Genomic DNA, 19,991 nt, shown 5'->3' with positions numbered 1-19,991 from the left:
GCGCACGATCGATGCGAGGGAGGGGCGGCCGGCGGGTCGCCCCTTTTTCGTTGGTGTGGCGTGACCGCTTACGGGATCGGGACACCTGTCTGGGCCTTGGCGGTGCGGATCGTCAGCGACGATTTGACGCTGGCGACATTGGGCGCAGCGGTGAGTTGCGTCGTCAGCAGCCGCTGGAAACTTTCCAGGTCGGATGCGACGATCTTGATGATGAAGTCGATCTCGCCGTTGAGCATATGGCATTCGCGCACCTCTGGGATGGTGGCGATATGCTGCTCGAACTGGGCAAGGTCCTGCTCGGCCTGGCTGCGCAGGCTGACCATCGCAAAGACCGTGATCGGGTAGCCCAGCTTGGCGGGATCGCAATCGGCATGGTAGCCGCGGATCACACCGGCCTGTTCCAACGCGCGCACGCGCCTGAGACACGGCGGCGCGGTGAGGCCGACACGTTCGGCCAGATCGACGTTGGTCATGCGTCCATCCTCCTGCAAGAGCGAGAGGATCTCACGATCGATCTTGTCCAACGCCATCACTATGCCTCAATGTCAAACCAGCGAACGATGACGACACATGTCCGCGGTGCTGCTATAGGATAATTGCGTGACAACGCAATTGTGCCAAGCTGCGACAAATTGTCCGTCGCTTGGTGATGACGTGGTGACATCTGCGTTGTAGGCCGGGCGGATCAGGTCGCGCAGCGATCGTTGTCAGCCCTGCAAGGAGGGTCGCGTGCGGTTCGATGACAGTCTGAAGACGGTTCTCGCCGCCGATGTATCGACGTCGTTCGGCGCCCGCGCCGCGTTCCGGCAGCTGACCGACCTGATCGCGCGCGGCCGTGCAGTGGCAGACGATGCGCTGATCGCGCGGCTCAGCACGATCGGGGAGAATGTACCGGTGGCGACGCGCGCAGCCGTCGCGCGTGGGCTGGCACTCGCCGATCCGCCCGCTCGGCTGGTGGCGCTGTTTGCGGCCGACGATCCCGAGGTTGCGGCGGCCGTGCTGCGCGTCGCGCGGCTGACGCCCGAGGATTGGGACGCCCTAATTCCGCGCCTGTCGCCGATGGGGCGCAGCGTCCTGCGCCAGCGCGCCGATCTGCCGCCAAGCGCGGTGCGCGCGCTGGAGACGATGGGGCGGACCGATTTCGCCTTGAGCGACCAGCGCCCCTCGACTCAGACGGATGCCGTTCCGGTCGCGGCCGCGGCCCCCACGGCAGTTGCTGCGGTTGCGCGACCGGTCGCCGATATCACCGCGCTGACCAGCGCATCACCGGTCGACCAGACCGCGGCGCCGGGCGAGCGGTTCGAGATCGCCGATCTGGTCCACCGGATCGAGGAATTCCAGCGCGGCCGCAACGTGCCGTCGCCGCTGTCGCTTGCCGATGAGGCACAGGTGGCGTCGTTCCGGTTTGAGAGCGATGCCGACGGGATCGTCCGCTGGATAGACAGTGCGCCGCGCGGCGCGGTGATCGGCACGCATCTGGCGCATGCCGGCGTCGCGCGGACCGGTGTCGACGGCGTCGCCGCCGGGGCCTTTCGCAAGCGCGCGGCGTTCAGCGACGCGCGGCTGGTGGTCGCGGGTAATTCTCCGCTGGGCGGTGACTGGCGGATCGCGGGCGTCCCGGTCTTTGAGCAGAGCAGCGGTCGGTTCATGGGGTATCGCGGCAGCGCGCGTAGACCGCGGATCGAGGAGGATGCGGCGCGCACGCGTCCGGCGCCGGCCACGACGATCGACGCACGCGGCGCGGACGGGCTGCGTCGGCTGGTGCACGAACTGCGCACCCCGACCAACGCGATCGCCGGCTTTTCCGAACTGATCGAGCGCGAGCTGCTCGGCCCTGTGCCCGAGACGTACCGCGAGCGCGCGGCAGTCATCCGCTCGCAGGTGTCGGGGTTGATCGGGGCGATCGAGGACCTCGATATGGCGGCGCGGATCGAGGCGGCCGCACTAGACCTGCGCGCCGATGTAATTGCGTTGCAGCCCTTGCTGGCCCAAGTGGCGGACGATCTGGCGCCGCTGGCGGCCAGACGCGGCGCGACGCTGCTGCTGCCCGAAGCGGTGGACGCGCGCGTAGCGGCCGATCCGATCGCGGTCGAGCGTTTGTTGTCGCGGCTGACCGCGACGATGCTGTCGGCGAGTGCCGCAGGCGAGGCATTGCGCGTCACCGTTTCAACGGATGCAGCGGAGTTGATCCATATCTCGATCGATCGACCGGCCGCATTCGTCGGGCGCGACGACCTGAGGCTGCTGCACCTCGACGATCAGGGTGACGATAGCGACGGTGCGCCGTTGCTGGGCGTCGGCTTCGCGCTGCGGCTGGTGCGCAATCTGGCGAGCCAGCTGGGCGGGCATCTGCTGCTCGAGCCGACGCAGCTGACGGTCGCGCTGCCGCAGCCGACGCTGTCGCGCAAGGACGCTTCCTCCACGCTTCATCCGTGACGCATCGCTTCGCGACGCCGGCCGGCGCGGAGCTGCAATGGCCCGAGTCGTTCGGTCGGCGCTTCGCCGTCACGATCGACACGGAGGAGGAGTTCGACTGGTCGTCGCCGGGAGCGAGCGACGATTACGACGTAACCGCAATCGCCGCGCTGCCGGCGATGCACGATCGGCTTTCCGCGCATGGCATCAGCCCGATCTACATGGTCGATTACGTCGTTGCGGCGAACGAGACGGCGGCTGCGATCCTGCGTGACCTGCTGCGCCGCGATCCTGCATCCGCGATCGGTGCGCAATTGCACTCTTGGGTGACCCCGCCGCTCGGCAGCGGCACGCGGGTCGAGACGTTCGCGGGCAATCTGCCGCGCGAGGTGGAGGCAGCGAAGCTCGACCGGTTGGTCGCGATGATCGAACGCTCGCTTGGGCGACGATCGTTGATCTACCGCGCGGGCCGCTACGGCGTCGGGCCGCACACATTTCACGCGCTCGCGTCGCGCGGGTTCCGCATCGATGCCTCGATGCGCGCGCGGTTCGATTACGCGTGTCAGGGGGGTCCCGATTTCACCTCGGTCGGCGCGGCGGCCTTTCCGCTTGGCGACGGTTCGCTGGTCGAGCTGCCGCTATCGACGATCTACACCGGACTGTTGCGCGAACACGGCGGCTGGCTGCATCCGCTGCTCGGGCGCGTACCAAAGGCGCGTGGTCTGTTTGCGCGCACCCGGCTGTTGTCGCGCGTACCGCTGACGCCGGAGGGAACGCCCGCACGCGAGGCGATCCGCGCGATCGAACTGGCGGCTGACGACGGCGAGCGGCTGCTTCAGCTAACGTTTCACTCACCATCGCTGGTGCCGGGGCATACGCCCTATGTGCGCGACGAACATGCGCTGGCACGGTTCCACGCGTGGTGGGACGAGGTACTGCCGGCGCTTGCCCGGCTCGGCTACCGGCCCGCGGCACTGGACCAGATCATCGCCGCCATCGAACGGTCGCGCGTGGTGGGCCCGGCAGGACTCGAACCCGCAACCTAGCCGTTATGAGCGGCCAGCTCTAACCGTTGAGCTACAGGCCCCCCGCGCGCCGCCGCAGGTAGCGGCTTCGACGCGGACTTGGCAAGCGCGGCTATCGCCTGACGATCGCCGCCGCGGAGGAGAGCACCGCCAGATCCTCGGCAAACCCTGTCGGTGTCTGGCCGTATTTAGGTAGCCACGCCATGCGCGTGCGCCAACCGGGGTAGGAAGCCGCCACAGCGGTGACGCCGCCGATCGCGGCGCCGATCCAGCGCTGTCGCTTGGGCACCAGCGCAGCGCCCGCAATAGCGGACGTGATGAAGCGGGCGGCAAGGCCGATCGGGACGATGCGGTCGGGTGCAGTCTTCTGCTTATCACCTGCAATTTCACCGATTGCGAGCGCCAAGGCGCCGGCGGCGACTAGCGGATTGGCAAGCAGCTTCGGCGCGCCATTATCCGCCGGCAACTGGCCGCGGGCGGCGGCAATAGCGACGGTCGCGAGTGGAGTCATCGCGCGCTGTCCGCCGATTAGCCCCATCAGAAAGGATTTGCGCATCTCACCGCCTCGTTGGTCGTATCTGGTCAGCGACACAACTCGGGCACGTCGATCCGGTTCATCGCAAGGCGGAGGACGCGCCATGGCTGCAACGACAAAGGGCGCCCCGACAAACGGGACGCCCTTGATCTAGTGAGCGGCGCTGGATGCCTGCGAGCTTAAAAGTTCGCAGGCGTGTCGGACACGTTGATCGCATCCGACGCATTGTCGAGGGTGGCAGCCGCACCGGTGAGCGTGTCACGCTCGGTCGCATTGACCTGTCCCGATGCTTCCGCCTCCAGCTCGTTCGCCATCTGCTCAAGATTGGCGGACAATGCCTCGGCACCGTTCTCGACCGAAACCGGTTCGGGCTTGCTGCAGCCGCCGAGCATCAGGAGCGCGGCGCCAACCAGAGGAATGAACCTAGGCATCAGCAAGACCCGAACCGGGTCCGATTACATGTTGGTGGTCGCGGCGTCCGCCGAGTCACGGACGTTGTCGGCCGCGTCGTGGATGTTCTCGGCAACCGCCTCGGCGTTGTCCTCGGAGAACGGGTTCGCAGTGGTGTTCGACATGTCGGCGACGTTGTCGGCCATCGCGTCCATGTTGTCCGCCATCATGTCGGCGTTGTTCTCGACCGCGTTAGCTTCCGGCGACTTCGAGCAAGCAGCAACGGACATCAGGCCGGCGGCAGCGGCAACGAGCAGGATCTTCTTCATTCGAATGCTCCCAAGCATCACAAAAATCGCGGCCGACCCCAACGCCGTCGCGAAACGTCCGAATACCCTAGCGGTTCAGGGGGTCAATAAGGAAAATTCATCTGGGGTACAGGTTGCGACGAGCGGTTGTGCACTTGACATCATGGCCGCGTTACTGATCCGATCTCTTCGGGTGCATCAGCGACGATCGCAAGCATCGTCGTCCAAGCGGCGACATTCTGCTGCAATTGCGCCGGGTCAACGCGGTCAAGTGTGTCGTCGGGCGTGTGGTGCACATCGAAGTAGCGCACGCCGGACTGATTGAGGTCGATGCCCGCGACGCCGGTCCTGATCGTCGCCTCGATATCCGATCCGTCGCCCGCGCCACCGGTGCCGCGGACGATGCCGAGCGGGGCGAGCGCGCTGGCGAGGCGGTCCGCGATCGGCTTTGCGCCCGCTGGCAGTGTCGTCTCAAACCGCCACACGCGATCGGCACCGAAGTCGCTTTCCGCCGCGATCGCATGGCGCTCGGCTCCGTGCTTCTTTGCGTAATCCTCGCCGCCGAAGCCGCCGACCTCCTCTGCGCCGAACCACACAACGCGGATCGTGCGACGCGGACGCTTGCCCGAGTCGAGGATGCGCTTCGCAGCCGCAGTCGTAATCGCAACGCCGCTCGCATCGTCGATCGCGCCGGTGGCGAGATCCCAGCTGTCGAGATGGCCGCCGATCAGGACGATGCCCGCAGCCGGGTCGGTGCCGGGCACCTCGGCGATGACATTGCCCGATTCGTGGTTGCCGGTCTGTTGCGGGGTGAGGACGAGGTGCAGGCGGATCGGCTTGCCGCGCTTCGCCATTCGCTCGATCTGCTCGGCATCGGGAACGGCGAGCGCGGCCGCGGGGATCGCAGCTACGCCAGTGGGAAAGTTCGTCACGCCGGTGTGCGGCAGGCGATGCGTGTCGGTGCCGATCGAGCGGATCACGATCGCCGCCGCACCCTTCGCCGCCGCCATCGCGGGGCCGGTGAAGCGCGCGGGGCCGTTCGCGCCGTAGCTTGACCCGTCCTGTGTCGGCTGCATCGAATTGCCGATATAGACGATCTTGCCACGGATCGCGGCCGCAGGTGCGTTGGCGAATTCGGTCATGCTCGGAAACACGACGAGGTCGGCGGTCAGTCCCTGCGCGCCGGTCGAGCCGGAATTGCCGAGCGCGGCGAGTTTCAGCTTCTGCGGGAAGGGCGAAACGATCTCGGCTTCCTCTGTGCCGCGTACCCAGACGGGCATCTGGTACGTCTCGATCCGCACGTTCTTGAAGCCTAGCGCCTTTAGCTTCGCCGCGCCCCACGTGCGGGCGCGCGCCTCTGCCTCGGTACCGGCGAGCCGCTGGCCGACCTCGGTCGTCAATCCCTCGACAATGTCATAGGCGACCTCGTCCTTCAGCGCTGCATCGCGCAAGCTCGCGACGCGCTGATCGACCAGGGCGGGGGGCGTCGGCGCGGGACGCGACACGGCAGGCTGGCCTGCGGACGTCGGCGCCGGCGCGCTCTGCGCGAGCACGGGGGCGGAAAGGGCGGCAGCGGCGGTGGCCGCGAGCAGGATGCGCTTCATGGACGAGAGGCGTAACCGGCGCCTGCCGGTTTGCCAACGTCGCGCCGGGCGCTTACATGTGAAGGGAACAATTTTTCCCGCAGCATCATCACGCGAAAAGGCGACCCATGGCCGTCCAATATACCTATGTCATGAAGGGTCTGACAAAGACCTTCCCAGGCGCGAACAAGCCCGTGCTCAATAACATCCACCTGCAGTTCATTCCCGGCGCGAAGATCGCGATCATCGGTCCGAACGGCGCCGGCAAGTCGACGCTGATGAAGATCATGGGCGGGATGGACACCGAGTTCACCGGTGAGGCGTGGGCGGCCGAGGGCATCCGCGTCGGCTATCTGCCGCAGGAGCCGAAGCTCGACGACAGCAAGACGGTGATCGAGAACGTCCGGCTGGGCGCCGGACCGGTCGCAAGCATGGTGGATCGCTTCAACGCCATTTCGGCCGAGATGGGCGATCCCAAGGACGACACCGACTTCGACGCGCTGATGGAGGAAATGGGCGAGCTGCAGGCGAAGATCGACGCCGCTGACGGCTGGAGCCTCGACAGCCAGCTCGAACAGGCGATGGAGGCGCTGCGTTGCCCGCCGTCCGACTCGGCTGTCACCAACCTGTCGGGCGGTGAGAAGCGCCGCGTGGCGCTGTGCCGGCTGCTGCTGGAGAAGCCCGACATCCTGCTGCTCGACGAGCCGACCAACCACCTCGACGCGGAAAGCGTGTCGTGGCTGGAAAACTTCCTGAAGGAATATACCGGCAACGTAATCCTCGTCACCCACGACCGCTACTTCCTCGACAACGTCGTCAATTGGGTGCTCGAGCTCGATCGTGGGCGCTACTACACCTACGAGTCGAACTATTCGGGCTATCTGGAAAAGAAGGCCAAGCGGCTCGAGCAGGAGGAGCGCGAGGAGGCGGGCAAGCAGAAGGCGATCGCCGACGAGCTCGCCTGGATGCGCCAGACGCCCAAGGCCCGTCAGACCAAGTCGAAGGCGCGTATCCGTGCATTCGACGAATTGATGGCGAAGCAGGAGAACCGCGTCGCCGGCAAGGCGCAGATCCTGATCCAGTTGCCCGAGCGATTGGGCGGCAAGGTGATCGAGGCGAAGGGCCTGACCAAGTCCTACGGCGATCGCCTGCTGTTCGACAACCTCGACTTCACGCTGCCACCCGGCGGGATCGTCGGCGTTATCGGGCCAAACGGCGCGGGCAAGTCGACGCTGTTCAAGCTCATCACAGGCCAGGAGCAGCCCGACAGCGGCGAGATCAGCGTCGGGTCGACCGTCAAGCTCGGCTATGTCGATCAGAGCCGCGACCACCTCGATCCGAACAAGAACGTCTGGCAGGAAATCTCCGACGAGCTGGAGGTGTTCCGCTTCGGCAAGCAGGAGCTGGGCACGCGCGCGTACGTGGGCGCGTTCAACTTTCGGGGCCCCGACCAGCAGAAGAAGGTCGGCCAGCTGTCGGGCGGTGAGCGCAATCGCGTCCACATGGCGAAGATGCTGAAGGAAGGCGGCAACGTCCTGCTGCTCGACGAGCCGACCAACGACCTCGACGTCGAGACGCTGCGCGCGCTTGAGGAAGCGCTGGAGACCTTCGCGGGCTGCGCGGTGGTCATCAGCCACGACCGCTTCTTCCTCGATCGTTTGTGCACTCACATCCTCGCGTTCGAGGGCGACAGCCACGTCGAATGGTTCGAGGGCAATTACGAGAGCTACGAGGAGGACAAGCGCCGCCGCCTAGGCGATGCGGCCGACCGTCCGACGCGGCTGGCGTACAAGAAGCTGACGCGCTGATGCGCGATGCCTCCGCCTCCGGCAACGGCGACGATCTGTCGCGCTGGCTGGAGGCGGAGGGGATCGTGCCGGTCGAAGGGCCGGGCACGATCGCCGATGTGGTGCTAGTGCGTAGTCACCTCGTCACGGCCGCGCGTGAGGGGCGGGCGGTAAGCTATTCCGAGCTGCTCAAGGCACTCGGCCATCGCTTCACCCGGCCGAAGATGCGCGCGTTATGCAAGACGCTCGACGCGGTCGATCTGGCGGGTGAGGCGGTCGGCGAACCGGCGCTTGCCGTGCTGGTGGTGCGTGAGGGCGATCGGCTGCCGGGGCAGGGATGGTGGACGACGCTAGCCGAACGGCGCGGCTATCGCGGAGCGTGGGAGGGCGGCGAGGCGATGCGCTTCGTCGCGGCGGAGCAGGGCAAGGCGTTCGACTTCTGGCGCGAACGATGATGGTCAGAGCTGGTCGGTTGTGACGGTAAGTCCGTCGATCGTGATGGCGGTGATCGGATCACCGAAGCTATGTAGGTGTCGCTCGTTATAGACGCCGGTCTCGGGCGCCCACATCTGATGGACTTCGCGCCCATTCACGTCGACCACCCAATATTCCGGTACGCGGTGCGCGGCGTAGATGAACGATTTCTGGTCAAGGTCCAACCTGAGCGTCGTGTCCGAGACTTCGATGATTAGGCGGACGGTTTCGAGCGGGATCAATCCGCGGCCATCCGGCTCGCTGGTGATCGTTATGTCTGGCTCCGGCACGTTGTGCGGCGGCACCGCAATCGAACCCTCAACGAGTGCTTCGAGCCGTTCCGATCGGGCCGAGAGCGTCGCACTGACTGCCGTGTAGAGGCGCGATTTGATTCGCGCGTGCGGCCGATGCTGCGCATTCATGTACACCACCTCACCGTCAATCAGCTCCGTCTTGCCGTAGCCGTCGAACGCGCCATCGCGGTCGAGTGACAGGTAATCCTCGACCCGCAGCTTGACGCGTGTCGGCACGTTGGTGATCGGCACATGCTCGGTCATGGATGCGAAGCTATCACGCGGGCCCGCGGGTTCCAACCGCGTGTCAATCGAGCAGATGGAGCGGCAGCCGCGTCGCGACCACCTCGCGCAGCACAAAGCCCGACTCCATGCTGGTGACGCCGGGGAGGCGGGACAGTTCCTCGCGGTGCACCTCGGCGAAATGCGCCAGGTCGCGCGCCTGCACGGTGACGAGGTAATCGTACGACCCCGACATCAGGTCGCAACGCGCGACCGAGGGGCTGAGCGCGATAGCCTGCTCGAACGCGTCCAGCACGTCCTTGCGCTGGCTTTCCAGCGTCATCTTGATGTGAACCGTCGTGCCCAGTCCCAGTCGCTCGAGATCGAGTCGAGCGGCATAGCCCGCGATCACGCCCGATTCCTCCAGCGCGCGTTGACGCCGCGCGATCGCCGTCGCGCTGCGTCCAATCCGCTCGGCCAGCGCGAAGGCGGTCGCGCGCGCATTCTCGACCAGCGCGCCAAGCAGGCGGCGATCGATGCGATCAAGTGGTTCGGATTGCGGCGTCATTACGAGAGATCATGCAGGATAATCACGGCGGGCGGCAAGCGCGTGATCAGCTTTGACGGGAAAAGGCGTGCGTGACGCACTAAAAGGCGCGCAAACTTGAGGAGAGTGTCATGCGCGTCGGTGTGCCGAAGGAAATCAAGAACCACGAATATCGCGTCGGCCTGACGCCCGGCGCAGTGCGCGAATATGTCGCGCATGGGCACGAGGTGCTGGTACAGGCGGGCGCCGGTCTGGGCATTGCCGCCTCGGACGACGTATACCGCGCGGCGGGCGCCGAAATCGTCAATACGGCCGAGGAAGTGTTCGCGCGCGCGCAGATGATCGTGAAGGTCAAGGAGCCGCAGCCGAGCGAGTGGGTGCAGCTGCGCGACGACCAGATCCTGTTCACCTACCTCCACCTTGCGCCCGACCCCGAGCAGGCCAAGGGGCTGATGGCGTCGGGCGTGACCGCAGTCGCGTATGAGACCGTCACTGATGCGCGCGGCCAGCTGCCGCTGTTGGCACCCATGAGCGAGGTCGCGGGACGTCTATCGATCGAGGCGGCGGGTCACGCGCTCAAGGCACCGAATGGCGGGCGCGGCGTGCTGCTCGGCGGCGTCCCAGGCGTGCAACCGGGTCGTGTCGTGGTTCTGGGTGGTGGTGTCGTCGGCACGCATGCGGCGCGCATGGCGGTTGGCCTGGGTGCCGAGGTGACGATCATCGATCGCTCGATCCCGCGTCTGCGCGAACTGGACGAGTTGTTCGGCGGTCGCGTCCGTACGCGCGTGTCGACGCTCGAGTCGATCGAGCAGGAGATTGCCGAGGCCGACGCGGTGATCGGCGCGGTGCTGATCCCTGGTGCCTCGGCGCCCAAGCTCGTCACGCGCCCGATGCTCGGCCACATGAAGCCGCGCGCGGTGCTGGTCGATGTCGCGATCGATCAGGGCGGCTGTTTCGAGACCAGCCATGCGACCACCCATGCCGAGCCGACTTACGAGGTCGATGGCGTGATCCATTACTGCGTCGCCAACATGCCCGGCGCGGTTCCGCTGACCTCCAGCCATGCGCTCAACAACGCGACATTGCCTTACGGGCTCGCGCTTGCCGACAAGGGCTATGCGGCGTGCGAGGAAAACCCGGGGCTGATGGAAGGTCTGAACGTGCGCGGCGGGAAGATCGTCAACAAGGTTGTGGCCGACGCACTCGCCTGATCCGTTCGGACGTTTGAGCAAGGGGGACGGCGTGTCGCGGCACGCAGTCCCTTTTCGCATCAGCGGCGTTTGGCAACCGGCTGGAACAGCGTGTTGAGGTAATCGGCCAGCCGGACGCCGCCCATCTCAAGTCGCAATTCGACCCGTGCCTTGTTCTGGTAGATGTAGGTATACGACAGCGCCGGATCGCTCGGGTAGATCTGGTCGCGTAGCGCAGTGCTTTCTTTGATCCACACAGCCGGATCGGTGCTTGCCCAGGCACGGCGATCCGCCGGCGTGATCCGCGCCGACAACCACGCGGCAAGCTCGCTGTAAGACAGCTGTTCGTCGTCGATCAGCCCCGAATCCCATACCGAGTGCAGATTGGTGGGACGCCCGAAGAAGGTCACCGCTACCTCGTTCCCGCCCTTGTCGTCGCCTTTACCGGCGTGGAGCGGTTGATGCAGATCGCCGATGATGTGGATAATGAAGCGCAATGCTGCCTGACGCTCGACGAGCGGCTTGCTTTTGTCCTTTACGGTCGCCGTGAAGCCCTTCAGCGCGGTCACCGCATCGCCTTCGGGAGGTGGCGTCACCTGCGCGTAGGTCTTGCCCGGGGGTACGGTCACATAGTGCCACGGCGTCGAGTGCTGCCAATAGGCGTCGGGCGAAGAGCGCATGAAATCGGGCCAGTTCGATGCCTCCGCCATCGTCTCGACGCCCAGGATGCTGCGCACCCCGGTACGCGCGGCAGGCGTGAGCAGCGGATCGGCGATCGCGCCGACGACGCGGTGACCGGTCTTGCCCCAAGCGAGCGCGGGACTTGGCAGCGTGGATAGGGCGGCGGCAGTGAAGGCGAGCGCGGACGTTAGATATCGCATGATCGCCCTGTGCCACAGGATTGTGACCGCGTCATGATGCGGGGTGCGGCGCACGTCATTCCTCCAGCGGAACGTTTCGTGACGCTGCAGGGTTGACGATGCCGCAGCCGGGGCGACGTGTGCGCCCGGCGGCACCTTGTCGGGCGCCGTCGCGCGTCGTGTTTCGGGAGGATGTATGAAGAAGGTGCATTTCGGATTGGCAATGGCGATCGTGGCGATGCCGCTCGCCGCCTGCAGCCAGCGCGCGCAGGAGCAGACCTCGCAGGCAGCGGACGCGATCGGTGACGATGCCAAGAACGCCGGTGCGCGCGCGGCCGCCGCAACCGACCGCGCGGCCGACGACGTTGCGGCTGCTGCCGATCGTGCGGGCGAGAAGCTGGACCGTGCCGGTGACCGCGCCGCCGCGGCGACCAAGAACGCCGCCCGCGACGCCGACGCCGCCGCGGATCGCGCCGGCGAGAAGATCGACCGCGCTGGCGATCGTGCCGCGGACCGCACCGGCGCCGCGCTCCAGAACGCGGGCTCCGCGATCCGCGACTGATGCGACGCGACCGGCGGTGTGAGGGTCACATCGCCGGTCATCGCTACGATGCTTTTGAGCGTCGGATAAAGTTCGAGACGCGTTTGAGCTTGACCGGCAAGGTACTCGATCGGCGTTCGCTATAACGTACCGAACTGCGCAACGTCTCTTGAGTGATCCATCAGGAGGACGGCGCTACTCGCGATCACCGCCTCATGTTGTTAGTGAACGGATTCGGTGCTTTCGATCGACGTTGCAGGAAGCGCCACGCCCCTTCTTGTTCCAAGAACCTGATATCGACTTCGGTCATCCGAAGTCCTTGTCTTCCTAGCGGTGATGAGCGTCCTTGCGACAAGGAGAAGCAGCAGGATGGGTGCGAGCAGTAATTGTATCGAGCCGACCTCAAAAAACGGCATGCACGGCAGCAACCAGAGAGTCAGCGCCAGCAGATCGATGCGCCCATCCGTCTGTTTACGCTGATGCAGCAGCAGCGCCAGCGGCGCGGCGAGCGGCACCATGTCATAGGTGTAGCTGTAAGGCGTAGCGAGAAAGGTCAGCATGATCACAAGAGCGCTGCGGGTGGCTGCCGCCAAAGGCCACCGCGCACTCCGCCACACCATGACAACGGCCATCACCGCGCCGACGGCCTGCACAAGATAGCTGGACAATAGGCCGAAGCCGAGCGCGCGAGCGAGAACGAAGATCGTGATCGATCGCACCTGATAGCCCTGCGGGAAGGGCGCCTCCATGATCCGGCGCATCAGCGGCCCGGTATGTGTGACAAAGCCGTACCACGGCTCCCATCCATATACCGCGATTGAGAGCAGAAGCAGCAAGGCCGCCGTAAACGCGGCAGCGCCGAGCCCGCGCCAGTTCCCACGTGCGATCAGGACCACTGGTGTCAGCACGGCTAGATGCGGCTTGATGATGAGGCATCCGAGCAACGCACCGCCGAGATACGGTCGCCGCTCCGCTTGTAGTAGTCCGGCAAGCAGGAGTGCGCCTGTCAGGGCGCCATTCTGCCCCAACGCGACGTTCCACGCCAAGGCCGGGCTGAAGACCGCGATGGCCGCGTTAGGGCAGGGTAGGTGCAGCTGGCGCACGGCGAGCGCAAAAAGGAGGATGGTCCCGGAGATCCATAGTAGGTACGCCATCCCGACCGGCAGGATCGCGAGCGGAGCGCCGACAAGCAGCATGGTCGGCGGGTAGCTCCACTCTCCTGTAATGACCGGCGCTCCGAACAGGTTCGCCAGCTCCTGCCGGTATGCCGTCGTATCGAACAGGGTGTGCAGTTGCCCCTTCGCCGCGAGCTTCGCGCCACCCCAAAGATTGGAGAAGTCCCAATAGGGTACGGTGCCGGTGCCACGCGATATCCCGTCCGGACCTACTACCCAGACGCGTGACAAGATGATGATGCCGTAGGCGATACTCAGCACAAGGATGCCCCACAGGACGGCTGTCCCTGACGGGGAACGTTCATGCGCGTCAGTCCTCAGTGAGGCAAACGCGCGTGCGGGCATCTTCGGGTGCTCGGTCATGTCGGTTCGTCTTTCCCGACGTGACCTTACGGCGTTCTGACCTAAGCAGGGTTAACGACTGGCAGATTATTTGATCGGAAGAGCCGGCCGGCGTGCATGTGGAGAACGCGGAGGATTTTGTCCTTCATGCTTGCGTCACTTATTTGCGGCGAGGAAGTTCGGGAGCCGCGCTGCTCAGCACGTATGATTTGTAGGCTTGAGCGACCTGTAACTCGCACACATCTACGTTCCCTACACGAAGGGGAATGAACCGCAGAAGGCCATCATACCGGCTGATAGTGGGAGTTTCCCGTAGGTGGTGGTGGACGCACTTGGGCTCGAACCAAGGACCCGCTGATTAAGAGTCAGCTGCTCTACCAACTGAGCTATGCGTCCAGGACCGGTTGGAAGAAGCGGCTTGGTGTGTCGCTTCCGATCGGGAAGCGCGCCTCTACATCGGCTGTTCTGATCTGCAAACCCCCTTTTTGCCGCATCGGCTGATTTTCTTGCGCGTGGCTCACCAGTGCGTCGTGCGGCGGCTGGTCCGGTCGATGCCCATCAGGATACCGAGCGAGATCAGCACCGTCATCTGCGCCGACCCGCCGAAACTGACGAGCGGCAAGGGAATGCCGACGACGGGGGCGAGGCCCATCACCATCATCAGGTTGATCGCAACGTAGAAGAAGATCGTCGTCGACAGCCCCGCCGCGATTAGCTTGGCGAAGCGGCTTTCCGCGCGCACGCCGACGTTGATGCCCCAACGGATCACCAGCAGGAATGCGACGATGATGAAGATGCCGCCGAGCAGCCCCCATTCCTCCGCCATGGTGGCGAAGACAAAGTCGGTGTGCCCCTCGGGCAGATAGTCGAGGTGGCTTTGCGTGCCGTTCAGAAAGCCCTTGCCGAGGATACCGCCCGAACCGATCGCGATCTTCGACTGGCTGATATGGTACCCGGTGCCGAGCGGATCACTTTCCGGGTCCATGAAGATCAGCACGCGGTTGCGCTGATAATCGTGGAGCAGGAACATGAAGGCGAGCGGGGCGGCAACCGCGAGCGCAGCAGCGCCACCGACGAACAGGCGCAAGGGGATACCCGCGAGGAACATGACGGTCACACCGCCTGCACAGATCATCAACGCGGTGCCGAGATCGGGCTGGAGCATCACCAGCGCGGCGGGCACGCCGATCAACGCGACGACCGGCCAGATCGCGACGAACTTGCGCGTCTCGGCCGCCGGCAGCATCTCGTAGAAGCGCGCGGCGGCGAGCACGATGCCGATCTTCATCAACTCGGAGGGTTGGAGGCGGATGAAGCCCAAATCAAGCCAGCGCTGGCTCCCTCCGCGTACCGCGCCGAGCAGCTCGACGAGCAACAGCGCGACCACCAGGGCGCCATAAGCGGGGAAGGCGAGGTTGCGCCACCAGGTGAGCGGAATGCGCGACAGGACCACCGAGCCGGCGAGAAAGACGAAGAAGCGAATGCCCTGCGGCAAGGCCCATGGACGCAGGCTGCCGTTCGCGGCGGAGTAAAGCACGACCAGTCCGAAACAGCCGATGCCGAGCACCAGCAACAGCGTGCGCCACGGCAGGATCGCGAGCGGAGAGGGAATCACTGACCTCATCGCGGCGCTGTTCCTGCATTTGGTGCCGCGGGTGGTGCATCGACGCGTGACGCCTCGACGTCGGGTTCGGGCGATCCGGTCTGCGCGGGGCCTGCACCGTTTGCGATGTCGCGCTCGACTGCGGCCTGGCTCTCGTTCTGGATGTCGGTCGCAGCTTCGACCGCGCGTGCCTCGGTCGGGGCGGGCGCATCGGTCTCGGTGCCGGCGGCCTGCGCGGGCGGTGTGGCGTGCGCGGCACGAAAAGCCGCCTCCTGCGCCGCCATGCGCGTGCGGATGTCGCCGCCCCAGCTCGGCTCGACCTCCGCCAGCGCTTTCATCGCGCGCTCGCGATCGAACAGGTAGGTCATGATGTCGCGCCCGATCAGCGGCGAGTCGAGGTTGCGGACGGTATGGCCATTATGCTCCAGCACCACCGCGGCGGCGTAGCGCGGATTGTCGAACGGCGCGAAGCAGACGAGCAGCGCGTGGTCACGCAGCTTGAACGGCAGTTGTCCGTTCTTGAGCACGCCCGAACGGCGCTCCGCCATAGTGATGCGGCGCACCTGCGCGGTGCCGGTCTTTGCGGCGAGCCCGACGCCGGGCACCTGCAACCGTGCCGCGCCACCCGTGCCGCCCAGATTGACCACGCCGTTCATCGCCTCGCGGATGATCCGGAAGTGGTCGGGATCGATTGCGAGCGGCTGAGCCGCGGGCTTGAACGGGTCGCGCAGGATCGTCGGCACCAATGCCTTGCCCGACGCCATCCGCGCCGCCATCACCGCCAGTTGCAGCGGGTTGGCGAGCACATAGCCTTGCCCGATCGAGGCATTGACCGAGTCGGCCGCGGTCCATGGCTTGTGATATTTGCGCTGCTTCCACGCGCTGTCGGGTACGGTGCCGTAGCGCTGTGTCGCGAACGGCAGGTCGAACTTCTGCCCCAGCCCCAGCGCGCGCGCGACCGGCGCGATCTTGTCATAGCCGACGCGGCGGACCATTTCGTAAAAATAGATGTCGCAGCTCTGCATGATTGCGTTCTTGAGATCGAGCGGACCGTGGCCGTGCCGCTTGTGGCAGTGGAAGACGCTGGTCCCCAGCCGCATCGCGCCCGAGCAATAGACGCGCTCATTCGGGTTCACGCCCGCCGCCATCAAGGCAAGGCCGTTCATCGGCTTGACGGTCGACCCCGGCGGATACAGCCCCTGCGTCACCTTGTTCATCAAAGGCACGTGGTCGTCCTTCGACAACATGTCCCATTGCAGGTGGCTGATCCCTTCGGAGAAGCTGTTGGGATCGTAGGCAGGCATCGACACCATCGCCAGCATCTCGCCCGACAGGCAGTCGAAGACGACGCATGAGCCCGAGTTGGTGCCCATTCGCCGCGCGGCATATTCCTGCAGCCCGGCGTCGATCGTCAGACGCACCGTGCGACCGGGCTGATCGGCGCGGGTGGCGAGTTCCTGCACCAGCTTGCCACGCGCCGTGACCTCGACGCGCTTGGCCCCCGCCTTGCCGCGCAGGATCGGCTCCAGCGTCTTCTCCAGCCCGTCTTTGCCGAGCTTGAACCCGGGCGTGACGAGCAGGGGATCGCGCGTCTCGCGGTACTGCTCGGCGGTCGGCGCGCCGACATAGCCGGTCAAATGCGCGACCGCGGCGCCAGCCGGATAGTTGCGCGCGAACCCGCGTGTCGGCGCGACGCCCGGCATTTCGGGCTGGCGGACATAGACCGCGGCGAAGCGTTCCCAGTCGATGTTCTCGGCGACGGGCACCGGCTGGAACCCGGCCGCCTTCTTCAGGTCAGCCTCGATCCGCAGCATGTCCTCGTCATTGAGTGCAAGCAGCCGGCGTAGCGCGGCGAGCGTCGCGTCCTTGTCGACGATCCGATCGGGGATCAGGTCGACACGGAAGTCGGTGCGATTATTCGCGATCGGCTGCCCGTGCCGGTCGACGATCCAACCGCGTCGGGGCGGGATCATCGTGTTGTTGACGCGGTTGCTCTCGGCCAGAAGGTTGTAGTGCTCGTTCTCGGCGACCGACAGCCACGCCATGCGCCCGACGAGCAGGCCGCCGACGCCGATCTGTCCCGCCCCCAGCAGCCACGCACGACGCGAGAAGCTGAACGCCTGCATCGATTCGGTAAGGACGCGAGGGCTGCGGAACATCAGCGTGCTCGCCTCGCATCAACGCGGCCGATCAGGAAGGCAACCGCGGGAAAGATCAAGACCGAGAGCAGGATCTGCACGCCGAGCGCGATCTCGACATGCGCGGCAAGCGGGGTCGCAATCAGGCGTCCGCCAATCAGGCACAATGCGATCGCCGCGGCGGCGATGGCCCAGTTCTGCCAGAAATCACGCAAGCCCGACCGTGCCTCCATCGCACCGACCAGAAAATAGGCGAGCGTCCACAACAGCATCGCGCTACCGATCGGCTGCCCCGACACGATGTCGTCGAACAATCCTAGCGCGGCGAGCGCCCACAAGCGGATTGCGAACGGCGCAAGCAACCGCCACGATAGTAACACCAGCAGCCCGAACGGCGGCAGCAGCGATAGCGTCGCGCCGAACGGCAGGATCGTCAGCAGCGATCCAGCCATGACGGTCGTCCACGGCAACAGTCGCGCGCTGCCGAGTGGAAGCGGCTCGCGGAATAATGGCTCGGCAGCGGGCATCACGGGGCAGGTGGGGTGGCGGTCGGCGAAGGCAATGCTGCGGCGCCGGCCACCGCGACGCGGGCCGGCAGCAACGGCGGCGCGTAGATGCGCCGCACCGACACGATGTCGAGCGTATCGGGGCGCGCGAACGGCTTCGCCGGCGCAGCCTCGGGGCCGCCGCGCAACGCACGCGCGACCAGGACGCCGGGGCCGAAGATCCCGCCGCTGCCCGACGTGACGAAGAGGTCGCCCGGCCTGAAATGCGCGTCATCGGTGTCGATCACGCGAATGTCGACCAGCCCGTCGCCGCGACCAGCGGCGAGCGCGGGCAGGCCGTCGCGAAGTCGGCGGACCGGCACGATGCTCTGCGGATCGGTCAGCAGCAGCACGCGTGCGGTATTGGGGCCGGTTTCCAGCACGCGTCCGACGAGCCCCTCGGGGCCCAGCACCGGTTGCCCCTCGCGCACGCCCTGCCAGCTACCGGCATTGAGCAGCCCGTATCGGCGCGTGCTCGTCGCGCTGCTGCTGACGATCCGCGCGGTGACGACGACGGCGGGGTCGAGGTCGCGCACGGCGAGCAGGCGACGGAGCCGCGCGTTCTCCAGCTGCGCCAGATGGCCGGCGACGAGGGCCGGACGCGCCCGCGCGACCTGCGCCGTCAGCGCCGCATTCTTGCCGTGAACGTCCCACCAAGACGCGATCGCGTCGGGGATGCCGGACACGCTATCGACCGCGACCGCAATCGCGCCGGATACAGGAGCGGTCACCTCCGCCACGGCTGCGCGCGCGGCGGAGAAGCCGGTCGGGTTCAACAGCGACAGCGCGAGCAACACCGCACCCACAACCCCGCCGGCGATGGCGAGGATGTAGCCGAAGAACACACCATATTGCGCCCGTCGCGAAAAACCCGGGCGCCGATCACGCGGCGGCGCCATGTGCGTCTGACTCTCAGCCGCTTTGCAGGACGGCGCGGAACATCGGATCCTCCAGCGCGCGGCCGGTGCCGATCGCGACGCAGATCAGCGGATCGTCCGCGATCGTGACGGGCAAACCGGTTTCGTCGCGCAGCACCTCGTCCAGTCCCTGCAGCAGCGCGCCGCCACCGGTCAGCACGATGCCCTGATCGACGATATCGGCGGCGAGCTCGGGCGCGGTGTTCTCCAGCGCGATGCGCACACCGTCGACGATCGTCGCGACCGGCTCGCTGACCGCTTCCGCAATCTGCGCCTGATTGATCTCGATTTCCTTGGGCACGCCGTTGACGAGGTCGCGGCCCTTGATGAAGACCTTCTTGCCGATGCCGTCCGCAGGCGGCTTGGCGCAGCCGAGCTCCTGCTTGATCCGCTCGGCGGTCGCCTCTCCGATTAGCAGGTTGTGGTTGCGGCGGACGTAGGAGACGATCGCCTCGTCCATCTTGTCGCCGCCGACGCGCACCGACGTGGTGTAGGCGAGACCGCGGAGCGAGAGCACCGCGACCTCGGTCGTGCCGCCGCCGATGTCGACCACCATGCTGCCGACCGGCTCGGTCACCGGCATGTCGGCGCCGATCGCCGCGGCCATCGGCTCCTCGATCAGCCACACCTGGCTCGCGCCCGCGTTCTGCGCGGCGTCGCGGATCGCGCGGCGTTCCACCTTGGTCGAGCCCGAGGGGACGCAGATCACGATCTCGGGCCAGCGCATGAAGCGGCGCTGCCCATGTACCTTCTCGATGAAATATTTGATCATCTGCTCGGCGACGTCGATGTCGGCGATCACGCCGTCACGAAGCGGGCGGATCGCCTCGATCGTGCCAGGCGTCTTGCCCATCATCAGCTTGGCGTCATCGCCGACCGCCTTCACGCGCTTCTGCCCGTTGATCGTCTCCACCGCGACCACCGACGGTTCGTTGAGCACGATGCCGCGACCGCGGACGTAGACGACGGTGTTCGCCGTTCCGAGATCGATCGCCATGTCGTGCGAGGACATCTTGAACAAGCGCGAGAAGATCATGTGGGATGCGTTCCGTGTGGCGCCGTTTGCCGGCGGTTCTTGCCTGTGTCGCGCCCGTCGAAGCC

20 protein-coding genes and 2 tRNA genes are annotated in these 19,991 nt (G+C 66.1%); 6 read left to right on the top strand and 16 right to left on the bottom strand.

Annotation, left to right across the window (positions count from 1 at the left end):
* Nucleotides 1-68 precede the first annotated feature (68 nt).
* Nucleotides 69-530, bottom strand: a complete 462-nt coding sequence (locus SMN802W_RS0101130; protein ID WP_019515038.1) for an Lrp/AsnC family transcriptional regulator — start codon at nt 528-530, stop codon at nt 69-71.
* Nucleotides 531-729: 199 nt separating this feature from the next.
* Here SMN802W_RS0101130 and SMN802W_RS0101125 point away from each other — a divergent pair, with 199 nt between their 5' ends.
* Complete coding sequence (locus SMN802W_RS0101125; RefSeq protein ID WP_019515037.1) at nt 730-2,436, top strand: sensor histidine kinase; 1,707 nt, start codon at nt 730-732, stop codon at nt 2,434-2,436.
* On the top strand, nt 2,433-3,461 hold the full coding sequence (locus SMN802W_RS17455; protein WP_051083429.1) for a hypothetical protein: 1,029 nt from the start codon (nt 2,433-2,435) through the stop codon (nt 3,459-3,461). The genes SMN802W_RS0101125 and SMN802W_RS17455 overlap by 4 nt, the downstream gene beginning before the upstream one ends.
* Here the strand turns inward: SMN802W_RS17455 and SMN802W_RS0101115 are convergent.
* The 5 genes from SMN802W_RS0101115 to SMN802W_RS0101095 form a co-directional block, all read right to left on the bottom strand.
* A tRNA-Ile gene (locus tag SMN802W_RS0101115) sits at nt 3,427-3,502 on the bottom strand. The genes SMN802W_RS17455 and SMN802W_RS0101115 overlap by 35 nt on opposite strands.
* 50 nt (nt 3,503-3,552) lie before the next feature.
* Nucleotides 3,553-3,996: a DUF4126 family protein gene (locus SMN802W_RS0101110; protein WP_037522836.1), complete on the bottom strand. Its 444-nt coding sequence runs from the start codon at nt 3,994-3,996 to the stop codon at nt 3,553-3,555.
* 158 nt (nt 3,997-4,154) lie between these two features.
* Complete coding sequence (locus SMN802W_RS0101105; RefSeq protein ID WP_156818670.1) at nt 4,155-4,406, bottom strand: hypothetical protein; 252 nt, start codon at nt 4,404-4,406, stop codon at nt 4,155-4,157.
* Between the two features lie 24 nt (nt 4,407-4,430).
* Nucleotides 4,431-4,694 (bottom strand): hypothetical protein, encoded by a 264-nt coding sequence (locus tag SMN802W_RS0101100; RefSeq protein WP_019515034.1) that lies wholly within the window; start codon nt 4,692-4,694, stop codon nt 4,431-4,433.
* A 140-nt stretch (nt 4,695-4,834) separates the two neighbouring features.
* The gene (locus tag SMN802W_RS0101095; protein ID WP_019515033.1) at nt 4,835-6,277 is read right to left on the bottom strand and encodes a M20/M25/M40 family metallo-hydrolase; all 1,443 of its coding nucleotides are present in this window, start codon (nt 6,275-6,277) and stop codon (nt 4,835-4,837) included.
* A gap of 107 nt (nt 6,278-6,384) precedes the next feature.
* On the opposite strand from SMN802W_RS0101095, the gene ettA reads away from it, so the two are divergent.
* Together ettA and SMN802W_RS0101085 are read left to right on the top strand one after the other, a co-directional pair.
* A complete protein-coding gene (gene ettA / locus SMN802W_RS0101090; RefSeq protein ID WP_019515032.1) occupies nt 6,385-8,064 on the top strand; it encodes an energy-dependent translational throttle protein EttA in 1,680 nt (559 codons plus the stop codon).
* Nucleotides 8,064-8,498: a hypothetical protein gene (locus SMN802W_RS0101085; RefSeq protein WP_019515031.1), complete on the top strand. Its 435-nt coding sequence runs from the start codon at nt 8,064-8,066 to the stop codon at nt 8,496-8,498. The genes ettA and SMN802W_RS0101085 overlap by 1 nt, the downstream gene beginning before the upstream one ends.
* Nucleotides 8,499-8,501: 3 nt before the next feature.
* Here SMN802W_RS0101085 and SMN802W_RS0101080 read toward each other — a convergent pair whose 3' ends face one another.
* Both SMN802W_RS0101080 and SMN802W_RS0101075 read right to left on the bottom strand, forming a co-directional pair.
* On the bottom strand, nt 8,502-9,074 hold the full coding sequence (locus SMN802W_RS0101080; RefSeq protein WP_019515030.1) for a Uma2 family endonuclease: 573 nt from the start codon (nt 9,072-9,074) through the stop codon (nt 8,502-8,504).
* A 43-nt stretch (nt 9,075-9,117) separates the two neighbouring features.
* A complete protein-coding gene (locus SMN802W_RS0101075; protein WP_019515029.1) occupies nt 9,118-9,600 on the bottom strand; it encodes an Lrp/AsnC family transcriptional regulator in 483 nt (160 codons plus the stop codon).
* 110 nt (nt 9,601-9,710) lie between these two features.
* On the opposite strand from SMN802W_RS0101075, the gene ald reads away from it, so the two are divergent.
* Nucleotides 9,711-10,790, top strand: coding sequence for an alanine dehydrogenase (gene ald, locus SMN802W_RS0101070; protein WP_019515028.1), 1,080 nt, complete (start codon nt 9,711-9,713; stop codon nt 10,788-10,790).
* 59 nt (nt 10,791-10,849) lie between these two features.
* On the opposite strand, the gene SMN802W_RS0101065 is transcribed toward ald, so the two are convergent.
* A complete protein-coding gene (locus SMN802W_RS0101065; protein WP_026325614.1) occupies nt 10,850-11,650 on the bottom strand; it encodes a S1/P1 nuclease in 801 nt (266 codons plus the stop codon).
* Nucleotides 11,651-11,825: 175 nt separating this feature from the next.
* Between SMN802W_RS0101065 and SMN802W_RS0101060 the strand changes: the two genes are divergently transcribed.
* On the top strand, nt 11,826-12,191 hold the full coding sequence (locus SMN802W_RS0101060) for a hypothetical protein (RefSeq protein ID WP_019515026.1): 366 nt from the start codon (nt 11,826-11,828) through the stop codon (nt 12,189-12,191).
* Between the two features lie 200 nt (nt 12,192-12,391).
* Here the strand turns inward: SMN802W_RS0101060 and SMN802W_RS17450 are convergent, their stop codons facing one another.
* The 7 genes from SMN802W_RS17450 to SMN802W_RS0101025 all read right to left on the bottom strand — a co-directional run bounded on the left by SMN802W_RS17450 (nt 12,392) and on the right by SMN802W_RS0101025 (nt 19,926).
* Nucleotides 12,392-13,708: a glycosyltransferase family 87 protein gene (locus SMN802W_RS17450; RefSeq protein WP_083925511.1), complete on the bottom strand. Its 1,317-nt coding sequence runs from the start codon at nt 13,706-13,708 to the stop codon at nt 12,392-12,394.
* Nucleotides 13,709-14,007: 299 nt separating this feature from the next.
* Nucleotides 14,008-14,083: transfer RNA gene (locus SMN802W_RS0101050), tRNA-Lys, on the bottom strand.
* 121 nt (nt 14,084-14,204) lie between these two features.
* Entirely contained in the window at nt 14,205-15,311 is a 1,107-nt protein-coding gene (gene rodA, locus SMN802W_RS0101045; RefSeq protein WP_026325613.1) for a rod shape-determining protein RodA, read from the bottom strand.
* Nucleotides 15,308-17,449: a penicillin-binding protein 2 gene (gene mrdA, locus SMN802W_RS0101040; RefSeq protein WP_019515023.1), complete on the bottom strand. Its 2,142-nt coding sequence runs from the start codon at nt 17,447-17,449 to the stop codon at nt 15,308-15,310. Before mrdA ends, rodA begins: the two co-directional genes overlap by 4 nt.
* Nucleotides 17,449-17,955 (bottom strand): rod shape-determining protein MreD, encoded by a 507-nt coding sequence (mreD, locus tag SMN802W_RS0101035; protein WP_019515022.1) that lies wholly within the window; start codon nt 17,953-17,955, stop codon nt 17,449-17,451. The genes mrdA and mreD overlap by 1 nt, the downstream gene beginning before the upstream one ends.
* On the bottom strand, nt 17,955-18,872 hold the full coding sequence (gene mreC / locus SMN802W_RS16120; protein ID WP_051083412.1) for a rod shape-determining protein MreC: 918 nt from the start codon (nt 18,870-18,872) through the stop codon (nt 17,955-17,957). The genes mreD and mreC overlap by 1 nt, the downstream gene beginning before the upstream one ends.
* 13 nt (nt 18,873-18,885) lie before the next feature.
* Nucleotides 18,886-19,926, bottom strand: a complete 1,041-nt coding sequence (locus SMN802W_RS0101025; protein ID WP_019515020.1) for a rod shape-determining protein — start codon at nt 19,924-19,926, stop codon at nt 18,886-18,888.
* Between the last annotated feature and the right edge of the window lie 65 nt (nt 19,927-19,991).

Origin of the sequence: Sphingomonas sp. Mn802worker (assembly GCF_000382485.1) — a bacterium.
Classification (GTDB): Bacteria; Pseudomonadota; Alphaproteobacteria; order Sphingomonadales; family Sphingomonadaceae; genus Sphingomonas.
Note: the sequence above shows the minus strand (reverse complement) of the source record. Positions and strands in the feature narration are given on the sequence as shown.

Coding starts and splice junctions, on each gene's coding strand:
- SMN802W_RS0101105 (WP_156818670.1), bottom strand. CDS start 4,406: ATGCCTAGGTTCATTCCTCTGGTTGGCGCCGCGCTCCTGATGCTCGGC.
- SMN802W_RS0101130 (WP_019515038.1), bottom strand. CDS start 530: ATGGCGTTGGACAAGATCGATCGTGAGATCCTCTCGCTCTTGCAGGAG.
- ettA (WP_019515032.1), top strand. CDS start 6,385: ATGGCCGTCCAATATACCTATGTCATGAAGGGTCTGACAAAGACCTTC.
- mreD (WP_019515022.1), bottom strand. CDS start 17,955: ATGCCCGCTGCCGAGCCATTATTCCGCGAGCCGCTTCCACTCGGCAGC.
- SMN802W_RS0101025 (WP_019515020.1), bottom strand. CDS start 19,926: ATGATCTTCTCGCGCTTGTTCAAGATGTCCTCGCACGACATGGCGATC.
- ald (WP_019515028.1), top strand. CDS start 9,711: ATGCGCGTCGGTGTGCCGAAGGAAATCAAGAACCACGAATATCGCGTC.
- SMN802W_RS17450 (WP_083925511.1), bottom strand. CDS start 13,708: ATGACCGAGCACCCGAAGATGCCCGCACGCGCGTTTGCCTCACTGAGG.
- mreC (WP_051083412.1), bottom strand. CDS start 18,872: ATGGCGCCGCCGCGTGATCGGCGCCCGGGTTTTTCGCGACGGGCGCAA.
- SMN802W_RS0101110 (WP_037522836.1), bottom strand. CDS start 3,996: ATGCGCAAATCCTTTCTGATGGGGCTAATCGGCGGACAGCGCGCGATG.
- rodA (WP_026325613.1), bottom strand. CDS start 15,311: ATGAGGTCAGTGATTCCCTCTCCGCTCGCGATCCTGCCGTGGCGCACG.
- SMN802W_RS0101060 (WP_019515026.1), top strand. CDS start 11,826: ATGAAGAAGGTGCATTTCGGATTGGCAATGGCGATCGTGGCGATGCCG.
- SMN802W_RS0101095 (WP_019515033.1), bottom strand. CDS start 6,277: ATGAAGCGCATCCTGCTCGCGGCCACCGCCGCTGCCGCCCTTTCCGCC.
- SMN802W_RS0101065 (WP_026325614.1), bottom strand. CDS start 11,650: ATGCGATATCTAACGTCCGCGCTCGCCTTCACTGCCGCCGCCCTATCC.
- mrdA (WP_019515023.1), bottom strand. CDS start 17,449: ATGTTCCGCAGCCCTCGCGTCCTTACCGAATCGATGCAGGCGTTCAGC.
- SMN802W_RS0101080 (WP_019515030.1), bottom strand. CDS start 9,074: ATGACCGAGCATGTGCCGATCACCAACGTGCCGACACGCGTCAAGCTG.
- SMN802W_RS0101075 (WP_019515029.1), bottom strand. CDS start 9,600: ATGACGCCGCAATCCGAACCACTTGATCGCATCGATCGCCGCCTGCTT.
- SMN802W_RS0101085 (WP_019515031.1), top strand. CDS start 8,064: ATGCGCGATGCCTCCGCCTCCGGCAACGGCGACGATCTGTCGCGCTGG.
- SMN802W_RS0101100 (WP_019515034.1), bottom strand. CDS start 4,694: ATGAAGAAGATCCTGCTCGTTGCCGCTGCCGCCGGCCTGATGTCCGTT.